General features: G+C 62.9%; 17 protein-coding genes. 6 read left to right on the top strand and 11 right to left on the bottom strand.

Features of this window, described 5'->3' with window-relative positions:
- Nucleotides 1-67 precede the first annotated feature (67 nt).
- From AABM52_RS09980 to AABM52_RS09970, 3 genes are read right to left on the bottom strand one after another with little or no spacing between them, the layout of a single operon-like run.
- Nucleotides 68-1,183, bottom strand: a complete 1,116-nt coding sequence (locus tag AABM52_RS09980) for a 3,4-dihydroxy-2-butanone-4-phosphate synthase (protein WP_347911593.1) — start codon at nt 1,181-1,183, stop codon at nt 68-70.
- Nucleotides 1,180-2,106: an alpha/beta hydrolase gene (locus tag AABM52_RS09975; protein ID WP_347911592.1), complete on the bottom strand. Its 927-nt coding sequence runs from the start codon at nt 2,104-2,106 to the stop codon at nt 1,180-1,182. The genes AABM52_RS09980 and AABM52_RS09975 overlap by 4 nt, the downstream gene beginning before the upstream one ends.
- Nucleotides 2,093-2,932, bottom strand: a complete 840-nt coding sequence (locus tag AABM52_RS09970) for an SDR family NAD(P)-dependent oxidoreductase (RefSeq protein WP_347911590.1) — start codon at nt 2,930-2,932, stop codon at nt 2,093-2,095. The genes AABM52_RS09975 and AABM52_RS09970 overlap by 14 nt, the downstream gene beginning before the upstream one ends.
- Before the next feature lie 146 nt (nt 2,933-3,078).
- Here AABM52_RS09970 and AABM52_RS09965 point away from each other — a divergent pair, with 146 nt between their 5' ends.
- The 4 genes from AABM52_RS09965 (at nt 3,079) to AABM52_RS09950 (ending at nt 6,405) form a co-directional block, all read left to right on the top strand.
- Entirely contained in the window at nt 3,079-4,122 is a 1,044-nt protein-coding gene (locus AABM52_RS09965) for a Rieske 2Fe-2S domain-containing protein (protein WP_347911588.1), read from the top strand.
- A gap of 136 nt (nt 4,123-4,258) precedes the next feature.
- Nucleotides 4,259-5,389 (top strand): helix-turn-helix transcriptional regulator, encoded by a 1,131-nt coding sequence (locus AABM52_RS09960; protein WP_008048786.1) that lies wholly within the window; start codon nt 4,259-4,261, stop codon nt 5,387-5,389.
- Between the two features lie 87 nt (nt 5,390-5,476).
- Complete coding sequence (gene nudE, locus AABM52_RS09955) at nt 5,477-6,025, top strand: ADP compounds hydrolase NudE (RefSeq protein WP_347911587.1); 549 nt, start codon at nt 5,477-5,479, stop codon at nt 6,023-6,025.
- Between the two features lie 212 nt (nt 6,026-6,237).
- Nucleotides 6,238-6,405 (top strand): hypothetical protein, encoded by a 168-nt coding sequence (locus tag AABM52_RS09950; protein WP_177336459.1) that lies wholly within the window; start codon nt 6,238-6,240, stop codon nt 6,403-6,405.
- 63 nt (nt 6,406-6,468) lie between these two features.
- On the opposite strand, the gene dmpG is transcribed toward AABM52_RS09950, so the two are convergent.
- The 4 genes from dmpG to AABM52_RS09930 are packed head-to-tail and all read right to left on the bottom strand — an operon-like array spanning nt 6,469 to nt 10,074.
- Nucleotides 6,469-7,503 (bottom strand): 4-hydroxy-2-oxovalerate aldolase, encoded by a 1,035-nt coding sequence (gene dmpG, locus AABM52_RS09945; protein ID WP_347911586.1) that lies wholly within the window; start codon nt 7,501-7,503, stop codon nt 6,469-6,471.
- Between the two features lie 13 nt (nt 7,504-7,516).
- Nucleotides 7,517-8,425, bottom strand: coding sequence for an acetaldehyde dehydrogenase (acetylating) (locus AABM52_RS09940; protein WP_046042760.1), 909 nt, complete (start codon nt 8,423-8,425; stop codon nt 7,517-7,519).
- Nucleotides 8,426-8,443: 18 nt separating this feature from the next.
- Complete coding sequence (locus AABM52_RS09935; RefSeq protein WP_347911585.1) at nt 8,444-9,235, bottom strand: fumarylacetoacetate hydrolase family protein; 792 nt, start codon at nt 9,233-9,235, stop codon at nt 8,444-8,446.
- Nucleotides 9,232-10,074: an alpha/beta fold hydrolase gene (locus tag AABM52_RS09930; RefSeq protein WP_046042762.1), complete on the bottom strand. Its 843-nt coding sequence runs from the start codon at nt 10,072-10,074 to the stop codon at nt 9,232-9,234. Before AABM52_RS09930 ends, AABM52_RS09935 begins: the two co-directional genes overlap by 4 nt.
- A gap of 158 nt (nt 10,075-10,232) precedes the next feature.
- Between AABM52_RS09930 and AABM52_RS09925 the strand changes: the two genes are divergently transcribed.
- The gene (locus tag AABM52_RS09925) at nt 10,233-11,003 is read left to right on the top strand and encodes an SDR family oxidoreductase (RefSeq protein ID WP_347911583.1); all 771 of its coding nucleotides are present in this window, start codon (nt 10,233-10,235) and stop codon (nt 11,001-11,003) included.
- Between the two features lie 50 nt (nt 11,004-11,053).
- Nucleotides 11,054-11,557 carry an SRPBCC family protein gene (locus AABM52_RS09920; RefSeq protein WP_347911581.1) on the top strand — a complete coding sequence of 168 codons (504 nt, stop codon included), beginning with the start codon at nt 11,054-11,056 and terminating at the stop codon, nt 11,555-11,557.
- Here AABM52_RS09920 and AABM52_RS09915 read toward each other — a convergent pair.
- Genes AABM52_RS09915 through AABM52_RS09900 form a run of 4 tightly spaced genes read right to left on the bottom strand, consistent with a single transcriptional unit; the run spans nt 11,533 to nt 14,044 of the window.
- The gene (locus tag AABM52_RS09915) at nt 11,533-11,967 is read right to left on the bottom strand and encodes a nuclear transport factor 2 family protein (protein WP_347911580.1); all 435 of its coding nucleotides are present in this window, start codon (nt 11,965-11,967) and stop codon (nt 11,533-11,535) included. The genes AABM52_RS09920 and AABM52_RS09915 overlap by 25 nt on opposite strands.
- A complete protein-coding gene (locus tag AABM52_RS09910) occupies nt 11,964-12,353 on the bottom strand; it encodes a steroid Delta-isomerase (RefSeq protein WP_347911579.1) in 390 nt (129 codons plus the stop codon). Before AABM52_RS09910 ends, AABM52_RS09915 begins: the two co-directional genes overlap by 4 nt.
- Entirely contained in the window at nt 12,354-13,556 is a 1,203-nt protein-coding gene (locus AABM52_RS09905; RefSeq protein ID WP_347911578.1) for an acetyl-CoA C-acyltransferase, read from the bottom strand.
- 29 nt (nt 13,557-13,585) lie between these two features.
- Nucleotides 13,586-14,044, bottom strand: coding sequence for a MaoC family dehydratase (locus AABM52_RS09900; RefSeq protein WP_347911577.1), 459 nt, complete (start codon nt 14,042-14,044; stop codon nt 13,586-13,588).

Here is a 14,044-nt window from a genome sequence, read left to right as displayed (position 1 = left end):
AACATTGATGTTGACTAACCGACCGCCATCGCGAGCAGGCTCGCTCCCACAGGTTTAGGTGTTGGCTTCAGACTACCGGCTGGAACGGCACAAACTCCGTCACTTCCAGGTCAAACCCGGACACGGCGGTGTACGGCACCGGTGAACTCATCAGGCGCATTTTGCGCACGTTCTGGTCCCGCAGGATCTGCGCACCGATGCCCAGGGTCCGTTGCGGAAACTGTGGCGCCCGGTGCTTGCCTCCGCTGCGCTGACGCAGTTGTTCAAGCACGCCCTCGGCGGATTCCTTTTGCGCCAGCAGCACCAGCACACCGCTACCGGCCGCCGCGATACTGGCCAGCGAACGCTCCAGGGTCCACTGCTGCGGCCCGCCTTCATTTTCACACCCAAGAACGTCACGCAACGTCTCGATGCTTTGCACCCGCACCAGCGCCGGTTGCGTGCTGTCGATCCGGCCTTTGACCAGCGCCAGGTGCAACGAGCCCTGGTAGGTGTCCTGATAGGTGGTCACCTGGAACTCGCCGTGGCGGGTTTGCAACGGGTATTCGCCACCGCGCTCGATCGTGCCTTCATGCAGGATCCGGTAGTGAATCAGGTCGGCAATGGTGCCGATCCGCAGGCCATGGCGCTGGGCGAAGTCATGCAACTCGGCACCACGGGCCAGTTCGCCGTCTTCGTTGAGAATGCCCACCAGGGTTGCCGCCGGTTGCAGCCCCGCCAGTCGCGTCAGGTCGCAAGCGGCCTCGACATGACCGGCCCGCTGCATTACGCCACCGGGCAAGGCTTGCACCGGGAAGATATGCCCCGGCTGCACCAGATCCGTCGGAACGCTGGCCGGGTCGACCGCCACCTGGATCGACCGCGCCCGGTCCGCCGCCGAGATACCGGTGGACACCCCGGTGGCGGCTTCGATCGAGCGGGTAAAACCCACGCCATGTTGCGCCCGGGAGTTGGGCACCATCAGGTCCAGGCCCAGCGCGCGGCAGCGCTGCTCGGTCAGGGCCAGGCAAATCAGCCCGCGCGCCTGCACCGCCATGAAGGTGACGGCCTCGGCCCCGGCCTGTTCGGCGGCCATCAGCAGCGAGCCTTCGCCGTTGTGTTCGTCGTCGGTGATCACCACCATCCGACCGGCGCCGATGGCCTCGATCAGTTGCGGCACCGTGTTGAAAACCAGGCCGTTCATTTGAGTGCCCCGCGCAGGTCGGCCGCCGCATCGGACAAGGCCTGTGCCGCCCCTTCGACAAATGCCGCCATGCTGATAAAGCCGTGGATCATGCCGTCACAACGCTGTGCGCGCACAGGCACACCGGCCTCGCGCAAGCACTCGGCCATTGCCTCACCCTCATCACGTAACGGGTCATATTCGGCGGTAATCAGGGTCGTTGGCGGCAATCCCGCCAGGCTCTCGGCGCGCAGGGGCGAGGCCAATGGATCCTTCGCCTGTCCGACGTCTTGCAGGTACTGCTGCCAGAACCAGCGCATCATCCCGGCGGAAAGCAGATAGCTCTCGGCGAAGTCTTCGAAGGACTGAGAGTCGCAACCTGCATCGGTGACCGGGTAAAACAGGCACTGATAACTGATCTTCGGCCCCTGGTGTCGTGCCGCCAACTGACTGACCGCCAGCGCCAGATTGCCCCCGGCGCTGTCCCCGGCCACGGCCAGCCGGCTGCCATCGACGCGCAGCTCAGTCGCGTGCTCGACCAGCCAGCAGGTGGCCGCGTAACAATCGAGGGGTGCCGCCGGGAACGGGTGTTCCGGGGCCAGTCGGTAGGCGACCGACACTACCACCGCCTCGGTCTGACGGGCCAGCGAGCGGCAGAGATTGTCGTGGGTATCGAGATTGCCCATGACAAATCCGCCGCCATGGAAAAACACCAGCAACGGCAGGTCGGGTTCTTCCGATGGCCGGTACAGCCGTGCGTCCAGTTCACCTGCCGCGCCGGCCACCCGCAGGTCACGCACCTCGCTCATCGGTTCGCCGGGGATGGCCGGCAGCAGGTTGTCGGAGAACTGCCGGTACTGAGCGGCATCGACCTGGCTGAAATCGGGCTCCGGGATGTCGCGAAACTGCTGGAGAACCCCAGCGATCTGCTTATCGAGCGGCATGGGCATCGTCCTCTACGTCGGCCATTTGAAACTGCGGATTGGTCTCGCCCAGGATGCTTTGTACCCGGCGCTCAAGGGCCGGTTTGAAGCCCTTGTGAGGCAGGATCCAGAAGCGTTTTTGCGCGATGGCGGCGAACACTTGCGCGGCCAGCTCCGCCGGGGTCATGCCCTGGCGAATGGTGCTGTCGAGCAGTTGGCTGAAATCCGATCCGGCGGTGTCCACCACCTGGTTCGACGCCATGATTTCACTGGCCACCGGCCCCGGGCACAGCACCGAAACCGATACCGGCGCACCGATCATGGCGAGTTCGTAATGCAGGGTTTCCGAGAGCGCGACCACGGCCTGCTTGGTCACGTTGTACGGTGCCATCAGCGGACTGCTGACCAATCCGGCAAGGGACGCCGTGTTGATCACATGGGCGGCCCGGCCCTGGCTGAGCAATAGCGGCACGAAACTGCGAATGCCGTTGATCACCCCGTTGAGGTTGACGTCCAGCATGCGCTGCCATTGCGCCTCGGTGATTTCCCAGCTGAAGCCGGTTTGCATCACGCCGGCGTTGTTGAACAGCAGGTCGACCCCGCCAAAGTGCTCGACAGCCCGGTCACGCAAGCGCTCGACCTGCGTTACATCACCGACATCGGTGACGCAGGCAATCGCTTGCGCACCGTGGGCGTTCAATTCGTCGCACAGGGCTTGCAGGCCCGCTGCATCCCGATCCGCCAGCACCAGGCGCATGCCCAGTGTCGCCGCGTGTTCGGCCAGGCCACGGCCTATACCACTGGCGGCCCCGGTAATCACCGCTACCGGCCCTTGTTCATTACTCATCGCCAACTCCTGCCATGGGTCCAATGGCGCCAGTAGAGCGGGCCTACTTGAAGCAGCCATCGTCCATTCAGACGATGCCCGCTTTTACAGGGGCGGCAGAATCCCTTACATGCGCCAAACCCGTGATCCCTTGGGAGAATAATAAGATGAGTACCCTGCACCGCATCGAAGCCAAACTGCTGGAAGACCGCTACGCCCGTGGCTGGCATTGCCTGGGCCTGGCCGCCCAATACCGCGACGGCAAGGCCCACCGCCTGGAGGTGTTCGGCACCCGTCTGGTGGCGTTCCAGGGTGAAGACGGCGATCTGCATATTCTTGATGGCTACTGCCCGCACATGGGCGCCGACCTGAGCACCGGTTGCGTCGAAGGCAACTCGATCCGCTGCCCGTTCCACGCCTGGCGCTGGGGCGCCGATGGCGTGTGCGATGACATCCCTTATGCCAAGCGCATCCCGCCACGGGCCAGGATCAAGAGCTGGCCGATCATGGAAGAAAACCAGCTGCTGTTCGTCTGGAACGACCCCGAAGGCAACCCGCCGCTGCCGGAACAACGCATTCCACGCATCGACGCCTGCTACAACGACGAATGGGCGGCGTGGGAAGTCGCCGAGCTGCAGATTGGCACCAACTGCCGCGAATTGATCGACAACATCGCCGATATGGCGCACTTCGGCACCGTTCACGGCGCGCCGGTCGAAGAGTTCATCAACATTTTCCAGGGCCATCTGGCCACCCAGATCATGTGTGCCCGCAGTGAGCGCCTGTCCGGTGACAGCGTGCTGACCACCGAAGCCACCTACTTCGGCCCGGCCTATCAGATCACCGAAATGAACGGCGCCATGAACGGCCAGCCGATCCACTCGATCCTGCTCAACTGCCATGTGCCGATCGATCTGGACAGTTTCACCCTGCGCTATGGCGTGCTGGTGAAGAAGATCCCGGGGCTCAGCGAAGAGCAGAACCAGGCGATGGCCAAGGCCTACGTCGCGCAGGCCCAGGCAGCCTTCTACGAAGACGTGGCCATCTGGCACAGCAAGACCCGCGTCGACAACCCGCTGCTGTGTGACGGCGACGGTCCGGTCTACCAGTTGCGCCGCTGGTACGAGCAGTTCTACACCGACGTCGAGGCGCTGTCGGCGGACGTTGCCGAACACAAGAAGTTTGTCGTGCGCGCCAGCGAACGGGTCTGACGCCAGCGGCTTTTCGCCCGCCCCGGGCCTGACCGGCAGCCGCCTGTCAGGCCCTGAGCCCAAGCGTTGCAAGGAGTCGATACCGGCGCTTATTCTCGGCCACCGCCAACGCTAATAATAAAAACGGTTTTTCCCTATGCAGCAGAGCCTCAGCCTCGATACGTTCAGTGATTTGATCGGCAACCTCTATCAGGGGCCGCTGGAAACCATTCCCTGGGCGACTTTTCTCAATCAGCTCAATGTGCATCTGAACAGCAAGTACGTGACCTTCATCCTGCGTCCGCCCAGCGCCCACGTGGACGGCCTGATGGTCAACACCACCGGCACCTCGACCGAGGCGACCGCGTCGTACAACAAACACTTTTTCAGCCTGGATCCATTTGTCGATCTGCCCAACCGCCAGGTCGTGACCCTCGCCGAGTTTGTCTCCAACGACGACTGGCAGAATTCCGAGTTCTACAAGAACTTCCTTGAACCGGTGGACGTGTTCCACATCCTCGGTGCCGACATCAACACCGTCGACGGCGCCCAGTGCCGCATTCGCATCAGCCGTGGGCGTGACGACAAGCCTTTCGGCAATGAAGAAAAGGCCATGCTCACGCATTTCATTGCGCACCTGGAACGTTCGATCAAGATCCACATGCAACTCAACCGCATCGAAGCCGAGCGCAACCTGTACGCCGGCGCGGTGAACCAGATGGCGGTCGGCACGATCATCCTCGACGAGTCCGGCAAGGTGCTGCAGACCAACCAGGTCGCCGACCGGCTGATCCAGGAAAAGGACGGCATCAAACTGGTCAACGATGGCCTGCAGGTCGGTACGGCCAGGGACACCCAGGAGTTCCGCCGCCTGGTCAAGCAGTCGCTGCTGTCGCAAAAGAGCAGCAACCCGTCGGTGGTCGAAGCCCTGCGCGTGCAGAGGCCGTCCGGGAAAGCGGACCTGGGGATCATCGTACGCTCGGTGCCTTTGACCGACTGGAGCGAAGGCAAGCAGTGCCCGACCGTGGTGATTTTCATCAGCGACCCGGAACAACAGTCCACCGCACCGCAGGAAATCGTTCGCGCGCTGTTCGACTTCACCCCGGCGGAAACCCAGCTGGCGATGCTGCTGGCCAACGGCTTGACCCTCGACGAAGCGTCGGAAGAGCTGGGCATCAGCCGCAACACCTCGCGGGCACACCTGCGCTCGACCTTCTCCAAGACCGGCGTGACCCGCCAGACCATGCTGGTGCGCCTGATCCTGCGCAGCGTGGCGACCCTCGGTTAACCGTCATTGCCGCCCTCGTCCGCTCGGACGATGGCGGCCCCCGTTGTACAGCGCACAGTGTCTTTATCCCAAACAGGGGACTGCCCCATGCGCAACTGCCCAACCATCCTCAAGACTGAACTGCTGGCACAAAGCGGCCACTTTCAGATCGAAGCCCTGCACCTGCAATTCAGCAACGGCCAGCAGCGGGTCTACGAACGCCTGCGCGGCACCGGTTATCGCTCGGTGATGCTGGTGGCGATGCCCGATCCAGAGCATGTACTGCTGGTGCGCGAATACGCGGTCGGTGTGGAAAAAACCATTCTCGGCCTGCCCAAAGGCGGCGCCGAGCCCGATGAAGACTATTTGCAGGCGGCGCAGCGCGAGCTGAGCGAAGAAGTCGGCATGCGCGCCGCCCGCCTCACCGAACTGGGCGAGCTGACACTGGCACCAGGGCACCTGTGCCATCGCTACCGGGTGGTGCTGGCCGAACAACTGAGCCCCTGCCAACTTGAAGGCGACGAACCCGAACCCCTGGAATGCCTGCGCGTACCTCTGGCGCAGATCCCCGAACTGGTGGCCCGTGGCGAACTGCATGAAGCCCGGGCGATTGCGGCCTTGTTCATGGCCATGGGCGCCCTCGCCCGACGCACCTGACACCACACAAAACCTGTAGGAGCGAGCCTGCTCGCGATGAGGCCGGCACATCCAGCATCTGCTTCGCCTGACACACCGCCATCGCGAGCAAGCTCGCTCCCACAGGCGACGGGACTGCTTCAAATCGATCATCTAGTCCATTCGGACGAAGCCACTGGCGAACCGCCGCCATAACCTGTCTCTACAACAATAAAACCGTGTCGAGACTCATCATGCGCAAATCTACTTGTGCTCTGTTCATCATCCTCTGTGCGGGTGCTTCCACCAGTCTGTGCCAGCTGTTCAAGAACGAAGCCTACCGACCGACCACCGCCTACTTCAGCTGTTCGAGCACGGCGATCAATTGCTATCCGCCCGTGGTACGCAACCTGCTGCCTTGAGCACGGTTTCCACCGGCCATAAAAAAACCACCGGTTCCGGTGGTTTTTTCGTGGCCGCAATAATCAGGTAGGCAGTACACCCCTGGCCCGCGACAGGGTCAGCGCCAGGTCTTCGATCATGTCTTCCTGACCACCCACGGTTCCGCGTCGGCCCAGCTCCACCAGCAACTCGCGAGCAGCGATGCCGTACTTCTGCTCGGCGCGCTTGGCGAACAACAGGAACGAACTGTAGACCCCGGCGTAACCGAGTGTCAGCGCATCGCGGTCGAGGCGGATCGGCTGGTCCATCATCGGCACCACCAGGTCTTCGGCCACGTCCATGATCTTGTACAGATCCACGCCACTGTTGACGCCCATGCGCTCCAGCACCGCGACGAACACTTCCAGCGGCGTATTGCCCGCCCCCGCGCCAAGGCCCGCAACCGAGCCGTCGATCCGTGCAGCGCCGGCCTCGATGGCGGCCAGGGAGTTGGCGATGGCCATGCCCATGTTGTGGTGGCCGTGGAAACCGACCTCGGTCCCGGCGTTCAGCCCGGCACGCAGGGCCCCGATCTTTTGCGTCACTTCATCGGGCAGCATGTAGCCGGCCGAGTCGGTGCAGTAGATGCAATTGGCGCCGTAGCTTTCCATCAGGCGCGCCTGCTCCAGCAGCTTCTCCGGGCTGACCATATGCGCCATCATCAGGAAGCCGACGGTGTCCAGGCCCATCTTCGCCGACATGCCGATGTGCTGGCCGGACACGTCCGCTTCGGTGCAGTGAGTGGCAACGCGAATCGTCGACACACCGTGTTCATGGGCCATTTTCAGGTGATCGAGGGTACCGATCCCCGGCAACAACAGGGCCGAAACCTTGGCCTGTTTCATCTGCGGAATCACCGCAGCGAAGTATTCCTCGTCACTGTGGGCCGGAAAGCCGTAGTTCAGCGACGCGCCGCCCAGGCCATCGCCGTGGGTGATTTCGATCAGCGGCACACCGGCCGCATCGAGGCCGGTGGCCACCGAGACCATTTGTTCGATACTGATCTGGTGCTGTTTGGCGTGCATGCCGTCGCGCAGGCTCATGTCATGCAGACGGATGCTCTTACCTTGCAAATTCATAGAGATTCTCCACTCAACGGGCAGGCAGTTGCAGGGTGCCCTTGTGGGCTTCTTCGGCGAACATCTCGGCCGTGCGCAATCCGGCGGCGGTCATGATGTCGAGGTTGCCGGCGGACTTTGGCAGGAAATCGCCGAGGCCTTCGACCTCGATGAAAATCGACACCTTGCGCCCGTCGAACACCGGCCCGTTGATCAGCTTGTAGCCGGGCACATAGCGCTGCACTTCGCGGACCATCTCCAGCACCGAAGTGCGGATCGCGTCCTGGTTCGGCTCGTCATCGGTCAGGCAGTGGATGGTGTCGCGCATCATCAACGGCGGCTCGGCCGGGTTGATCACGATGATCGCCTTGCCGCGTCGGGCACCGCCGATCTTCTCCACCGCCCCGGCGGTGGTGCGGGTGAATTCGTCGATGTTCTGCCGCGTACCGGGGCCTACCGAACCGGAGGACACCGTGGCCACGATTTCACCGTAGCTCACCGGCTGCACCCGCGACACTGCCGCCACCATCGGGATGGTCGCCTGGCCACCGCAGGTGACCATGTTGACGTTCATCGCCAGGCTCGACGCGTGCTCCTTGAGGTTGACCGGCGGCACGCAGAACGGGCCGATGGCCGCCGGCGTGAGGTCGATCATGATCACACCCAGCTCGTTGAGCTTGCGGCTGTTTTCCGCATGCACGTAGGCCGAGGTGGCATCGAAGGCAATGCGAATGTCATCGTCGAGGACGTGAGGCAGCAAGCCGTCGACACCACCGGCGGTGGTTTTGATGCCCATTTCCCGAGCACGTTTCAGGCCCTCGGATTCAGGGTCGACGCCCACCATCCACACCGGCTCGATCCATTCCGATCGGCACATTTTCATCAGCAGATCGGTGCCGATGTTGCCCGGGCCGATAATGGCCGCTCTGAGTTTTTTGCTCATTGGGTCAAACTCCAAAAGTCAGGCGCAGAAAGACACCCGGGCACTGCCCAGGCCATCAATGGTCAATTCAAAACGGTCGCCGGCACGGGCCGGTTCCAGCGGCACCAGCGAGCCGGACAGGATGATTTCCCCGGCTTTGAAGGGAATGCCGAAGGCGCCCAGGGTGTTGGCCAGCCAGGCCACGGCGGTCAGCGGGTTGCCCTGCACCGCCGAACCCAGGCCTTCGCTCAGGGGTTCACCGTTCTTGAACACACGCATGCGCAAGTTCGGCAGGTCCAGCTCGCGCGGGTCGACCTGGCTGTCGCCCAGCACGAACACGCCGCAAGAGGCGTTGTCGGCCACGGTGTCCTGGATGCGGATGCGCCAGTCGTGAATCCGTGAGTCGACGATCTCGAAGCACGGCATCACGTATTCGGTGGCGGCCAGCACGTCGGCCTCGGTGATGCCGGGGCCGACCAGGTCATGCTTGAGCTTGAAGGCGATCTCGCCTTCGGCACGGGGCTGGATCAGTTTGTTGGCGGACAGGGAAATTTGCGCATCGTCATCGAACGACATCTGCCGCGTGATGAAGCCGAAATCCGGCTGATGCACGTTGAGCATCTGCTGCACCGCCGCCGAGGTCACACCGATTTTCTTGCCGACGATCTGGTCACCGGCCGCCACCCGCCGCTCAATGGCGTACAGGGAAATGTGGTAAGCATCTTCGATACTGATCGACGGCCAGCGCTCGGTCAGCGGCGCCAGGGTGGAGCCGTTGAGCAGCGCCTGATAAAGCTCTTCGCCGAACTCACGGCGCAATTGCACGCTCATCCGCGGGCCTCCTGAAGAAACGCCAGGCACTGGCGGTTGAAAAAGTCACGGTGCTCGACCTGGACCCAATGCCCGCACTCGCTGAGCATCACAAAACGGATGCCGGAGCAGTTTTCAAGCATGGTCTGGGCACCGGAGGACGGGCAGAACTTGTCGTTCATGCCCCAAAAACCGAGGATCGGACACTGCAATTCGCCTAGGCGCGACGTCATGTTCGGTACCTGCATGGTCGACAGCACACACACCGGTTGCTGTTGCACCACCGCCACGCGCTCGTTGACCGTTTCATCGCTGATCAGGCTTTCATCGAACAGTTGCAACGCCAGCAAACGACGCATGCCCGCCGCGTCATTCAGCTCGCCCTTGGCGAAAGCCGCGCCCATTTTCTGGATGCCTTCCATCTGCAGGTAATACTGTTCCTTTTCCATCAGGCCACCGGGGGCCATCAGCACCAGACGGCTGACACGCTGCGGTTGGTCGAGGGCGAGTTTGATCGCGATCGCGCCGCCCAGGGAGTTGCCGACCAGCACGCAGCGCTGGATGTCGAGGGCGTCGAGCAAACCGCTCAGCGCTGCGACAAAGAAGTCCAGGGTGTAGAGGGTGTCGGGTTTGTCCGAAGCGCCGTAGCCCGGCAAATCCGGGACGATCACCCGATAACCGGCCTCGGCGAACACAGGGTAGTTCTGCTTGAAGTTGCTGTGACCGCTGGCGCCCGGCCCGCTGCCATGGATGAAAATCACCGGTTCGCCGTTACCGGTGTCTTGCCCGCCGATGTCTTTGTAGTGCAGCTGCAAACCATCCGGCAGCGTAACGAAGTGCCCTTGCGCTGAAGCGCCCATAAGGTGTCCTCCCGGCCTGTTGTTGTAGTCGGATTATTCCGAGGGGCCGGGTGCGCAACATCGTCCGACAAGACTACCTAGTCCCTTTGGACGTTGGCCGGCGCAAGGCTGCGGACCTAGCATCGACGGCATTCCCGAGCGACAAAAAGAGAATTCCCATGCTTGATCCGATGGACTTTCGCGGCAAAGTGGTACTGGTCACCGGCGGTGGCAAAGGTGTCGGGCGCGGCATCAGCCAGCGCTTCCTCGACTGTGGCGCCGAAGTGGTGATCTGCGGTCGCGAAGCCCCGCCAACCCTGCCGGCCAGCGCCGGGCGCGAGGCGCTGTTCCTGCCCTGTGACCTGCGGGATGTCGAGCAATCCGGGCGCTTGATCGCGCAAATCGTCGAGCGATTCGGTCGTCTGGACGTGTTGGTCAACAACGCCGGCGGTTCGCCGAATGCCGACGCGGCCACCGCCTCGCCGCGTTTCAGCGAGGCAATCATCCGTTTGAACCTGATTGCGCCACTGAACCTGTGCCAGCAGGCCAACCAGGTGATGCAGGCCCAGGTCGACGGCGGCGCGATCATCAACATCTGCAGCGTCAGCGCCACCCGCCCTTCCCCCGGCACCGCCGCTTATGGCGCGGCCAAGGCCGGTCTGCTGAACCTGACCACTTCGCTGGCGGTGGAATGGGCGCCGAAGGTGCGGGTCAACGCCGTCACCGCCGGGCTGATTCTCACCGAGCAGGCGGCCATGCATTATGGTGACGACGCGGGCATTGCCCGGGTGGCGGCGACCATCCCGCTGCAACGCCTGGCGACCCCGGAAGACATTGGCGACACCTGCCTGTACCTGGCCTCGAAGCTGGCCCATTACGTCAGCGGCGCGGACATCGCGGTGCATGGCGCGGGCGAACGCCCGGCGTTTCTCGACGCGGCCCAATCCTGAAAACGAGGCTGCGATCTTTCAAGCATTCAAATAACAAGAGGAATTCCGACATGCCCGCAATCGCCAGCCACAGTGTTTTGCTCGATCTCCCACCACAAGCCGCCTGGGCCAAACTGCGCGACCTGAGCCTCGCTCCGTATTACGTACCGGGCCTGACCGGTTGCCAGTTTCATCCAGGCGCTAAGGAAGGCCTCGGCGCCAGTCGCCGGGTGTTGCGCAAGGGCGGTCAGTATCTGGATGAAAGCGTGGTGCAATGGCAGGAAGGCACGGGGTTCGTGCTGCGGTTGCACAAGGGCGGCAATGACTCGCCCTTTCCGTTTCGCGAAGCGAGTTTCAGTTATGCCTTGCAAGCCGAAGGCAACGCGACCCGCATCACCCTGCAAATGAGATACAGCCTGCGCGGCGGCAGGCTGTTTGAAGGTTTGCTGGCCAAGGCTTTCAACAAGGTCGTGCAGCAGATTGCCGAGAACCTCAAGGCCTTCTACGAAACCGGTCGGACACAGAACCCCGACCGGATCGAAACCCGCCTTCAGGAACGCGCCACTTCCGAGTGAGCGGTAAAACGGGTGGCGACGATCTTCCATTGGCCGGCGATACGCTGGTAACGGTCCTCATAGAACCCACCCAACTGCCGCGTCGCCCCGCTCTCGCCATCCAGGTTGAAGTACCACAGGGCCCAACGGCCCTGGGCCTGATCCTCATTCAGCACCTCGATTTCCGGGTTGGCGCCGTGATGCAGGTCGATCACCCGTTCATGGCAGGCCAGTTCGCGGTACAGCGCGACAAAACTGTCGCGCTCGCGAAAGATCCCCAACGGACCGTAATCGATCAGCACTTCACCTTCGGCAAAGCAGTCGGCAATCACCTCGACCTGCTTGAGGTCGCAGGCATTGAGGTAGCGATGCTTGAGCTGGCGGATGTCCTCCAGCGCTTCCAGTCGGGCGATCCGCTGTTCCAGATTCATGCTTCACCTCGCGCGGTTACGTTAACTTCACTCCAGTAGGCTTTCATCGAGCGGATCTTGCCGTCAGCGTCGAACTCCATCACGTCGATCACATGCAGCGAGCACGGCTGCCCGCCCCACTCCATGTCGACCCGGAACGGCATCGCGCCGCAACCGTTGAGCGTCGCGCGCACAGGACCGGTCCGGGTTGCGGAGACTTTCATCGCCCCCAGCCCCTCACGGTAAAAGCGCGCGATGGCGTCGATGCCTTGCAAAGGCGCGTGGCCGACCGGGTCTTCAACGGTGGCGTCCTTGGCGTAGAGCGCGAGGATGCCGTCGATGTCGCTGGCATCCACCAACTCCACGTAGCGGGCCATGGTCGCCTGGATATGTTGTGCGCTGATCATTCAGACCACCTCGAACAGAGCAGCAGCGCCCATGCCGCCACCGATGCACATGCTCACCACCACGTAACGCAAACCGCGACGCTGGCCTTCGACCAACGCGTGGCCGACCATCCGCGCACCGGACATACCGAACGGATGGCCGATGGAGATCGCCCCGCCGTTGACGTTCAGGCGCTCGGCCGGAATGCCCAAGGTGTCGCGGCAGTACAGCACCTGACAGGCGAACGCTTCGTTCAACTCCCAGAGGCCGATGTGGTCCATGGTCAGGCCGTGGCGCTTGAGCAGCTTGGGTATGGCGTACACCGGGCCGATGCCCATCTCGTCGGAATTGCAACCGGCGACAGCCATGCCGCGATAGATCCCCAGCGGTTCCAGGCCACGTTTCTCGGCCATTTTCGCGCTCATCAGCACCGAGGCCGACGCACCATCGGACAACTGCGAGGCATTGCCGGCGGTGATGAAACGACCCTTTTCGCTCCACTGACCACCCGGCCACACCGGCTCCAGCGCCTTCAGGCTCTGGAGGGTGGTGTCGATGCGGTTGCACTCGTCGCGCAGCAAGGTGACGGTTTCATAACTGGTTTCGCCGGTGGCCTTGTCGAACAGTGCCTTACGGCTGGCCAGCGGCGCGAGCTCGCGGTCGAAGCGCCCGGCGCTCTGGGCCTGTGCGGTACGCAGCTGGCTCTGGTAGCTGTATTCGTCCTGCTCGTCGCGGGAGATACCATAGCGCGCGGAGACGATCTCGGCGGTTTCGATCATCGGGATATAGGCGTGCGGGTCCAGTTCGATCACCGAGCCCGACTGGTTGCGATACAGGTTCTTGTGCTTGTTCTGCACCAGGGAAATCGACTCCAGGCCACCGGCCACGGCGATGTCGATTTCGTCGCACATGATGCCTTTGGCGGCCATGGCGATGCTCATCAGGCCCGACGAGCACTGGCGCTCGACGGCCATCCCGGCGACGGAAGTCGGCAGGCCGCCGGCAATCGCGCACAGGCGGCCCAGGTTATAGGACTGCGTGCCCTGCTGCGCGGCGGCGCCGATGATCACGTCGTCCACTTCACCCGGCTCGATGCCGGCACGACGCACGGCTTCGCGCACCACGTGGCCACCCAGTTGCGGCGCTTCTGTGTCATTGAACGCACCGCGAAAGGCCTTGCCGATCGGAGTGCGGGCGGTGGAAACGATGACGGCTTCTTTCATGCTGGATTCCTCGAAAATGCTGTTGAAGGTCAGGCCGGGTAATAACGACTGATGGTGTCGACCACGCAGCCGGGACGTTCCTCACCGTCGATTTCGACGCTGACGCGGATGGTCGCCTGCACGCCGCCTTTCACTTCCTCGACCGCGATCAATTGCGCACTGCCGCGCACCCGCGAGCCGACGCGCACCACCGAAGGGAAACGCACCCGCTCACAGCCGTAATTGACGCCCATAGACAGGCCACGGACCTCGACGATCTGCGGCAAGAACAGATTGACCAGCGACAGGCTCAGGTAGCCGTGGGCAATGCAGGTGCCAAACGGGCCGCTGGCGGCCTTGACCGGATCGACGTGAATCCACTGGTGATCGCCCGTGGCGTCGGCGAAGCGGTCGATGCGGTCCTGCTCCAGCAACAGCCAGTCGCTGGCGCCGAGTGATTCGCCTACCGCGTCGAACAAGGCCATCGGCGTGTCGAAAATACGTGGCAT

Origin of the sequence: Pseudomonas grandcourensis, from assembly GCF_039909015.1 — a bacterium.
Taxonomy (GTDB): Bacteria; Pseudomonadota; Gammaproteobacteria; order Pseudomonadales; family Pseudomonadaceae; genus Aquipseudomonas; species Aquipseudomonas grandcourensis.
The sequence above is the reverse complement of the archived record's forward strand: the minus strand, read 5'-3'. Positions and strand labels throughout refer to the sequence as shown.

What these genes read in the sequence shown, in the direction of transcription:
- AABM52_RS09905 (WP_347911578.1), bottom strand. Translation starts at nt 13,556, where the DNA reads ATGAAAGAAGCCGTCATCGTTTCCACCGCCCGCACTCCGATCGGCAAG.
- nudE (WP_347911587.1), top strand. Translation starts at nt 5,477, where the DNA reads ATGCGCAACTGCCCAACCATCCTCAAGACTGAACTGCTGGCACAAAGC.
- AABM52_RS09925 (WP_347911583.1), top strand. Translation starts at nt 10,233, where the DNA reads ATGCTTGATCCGATGGACTTTCGCGGCAAAGTGGTACTGGTCACCGGC.
- AABM52_RS09915 (WP_347911580.1), bottom strand. Translation starts at nt 11,967, where the DNA reads ATGAATCTGGAACAGCGGATCGCCCGACTGGAAGCGCTGGAGGACATC.
- AABM52_RS09930 (WP_046042762.1), bottom strand. Translation starts at nt 10,074, where the DNA reads ATGGGCGCTTCAGCGCAAGGGCACTTCGTTACGCTGCCGGATGGTTTG.
- AABM52_RS09970 (WP_347911590.1), bottom strand. Translation starts at nt 2,932, where the DNA reads ATGAGTAATGAACAAGGGCCGGTAGCGGTGATTACCGGGGCCGCCAGT.
- AABM52_RS09910 (WP_347911579.1), bottom strand. Translation starts at nt 12,353, where the DNA reads ATGATCAGCGCACAACATATCCAGGCGACCATGGCCCGCTACGTGGAG.
- AABM52_RS09935 (WP_347911585.1), bottom strand. Translation starts at nt 9,235, where the DNA reads ATGAGCGTGCAATTGCGCCGTGAGTTCGGCGAAGAGCTTTATCAGGCG.
- dmpG (WP_347911586.1), bottom strand. Translation starts at nt 7,503, where the DNA reads ATGAATTTGCAAGGTAAGAGCATCCGTCTGCATGACATGAGCCTGCGC.
- AABM52_RS09900 (WP_347911577.1), bottom strand. Translation starts at nt 14,044, where the DNA reads ATGCCACGTATTTTCGACACGCCGATGGCCTTGTTCGACGCGGTAGGC.
- AABM52_RS09920 (WP_347911581.1), top strand. Translation starts at nt 11,054, where the DNA reads ATGCCCGCAATCGCCAGCCACAGTGTTTTGCTCGATCTCCCACCACAA.
- AABM52_RS09975 (WP_347911592.1), bottom strand. Translation starts at nt 2,106, where the DNA reads ATGCCGCTCGATAAGCAGATCGCTGGGGTTCTCCAGCAGTTTCGCGAC.
- AABM52_RS09940 (WP_046042760.1), bottom strand. Translation starts at nt 8,425, where the DNA reads ATGAGCAAAAAACTCAGAGCGGCCATTATCGGCCCGGGCAACATCGGC.
- AABM52_RS09950 (WP_177336459.1), top strand. Translation starts at nt 6,238, where the DNA reads ATGCGCAAATCTACTTGTGCTCTGTTCATCATCCTCTGTGCGGGTGCT.
- AABM52_RS09965 (WP_347911588.1), top strand. Translation starts at nt 3,079, where the DNA reads ATGAGTACCCTGCACCGCATCGAAGCCAAACTGCTGGAAGACCGCTAC.
- AABM52_RS09980 (WP_347911593.1), bottom strand. Translation starts at nt 1,183, where the DNA reads ATGAACGGCCTGGTTTTCAACACGGTGCCGCAACTGATCGAGGCCATC.
- AABM52_RS09960 (WP_008048786.1), top strand. Translation starts at nt 4,259, where the DNA reads ATGCAGCAGAGCCTCAGCCTCGATACGTTCAGTGATTTGATCGGCAAC.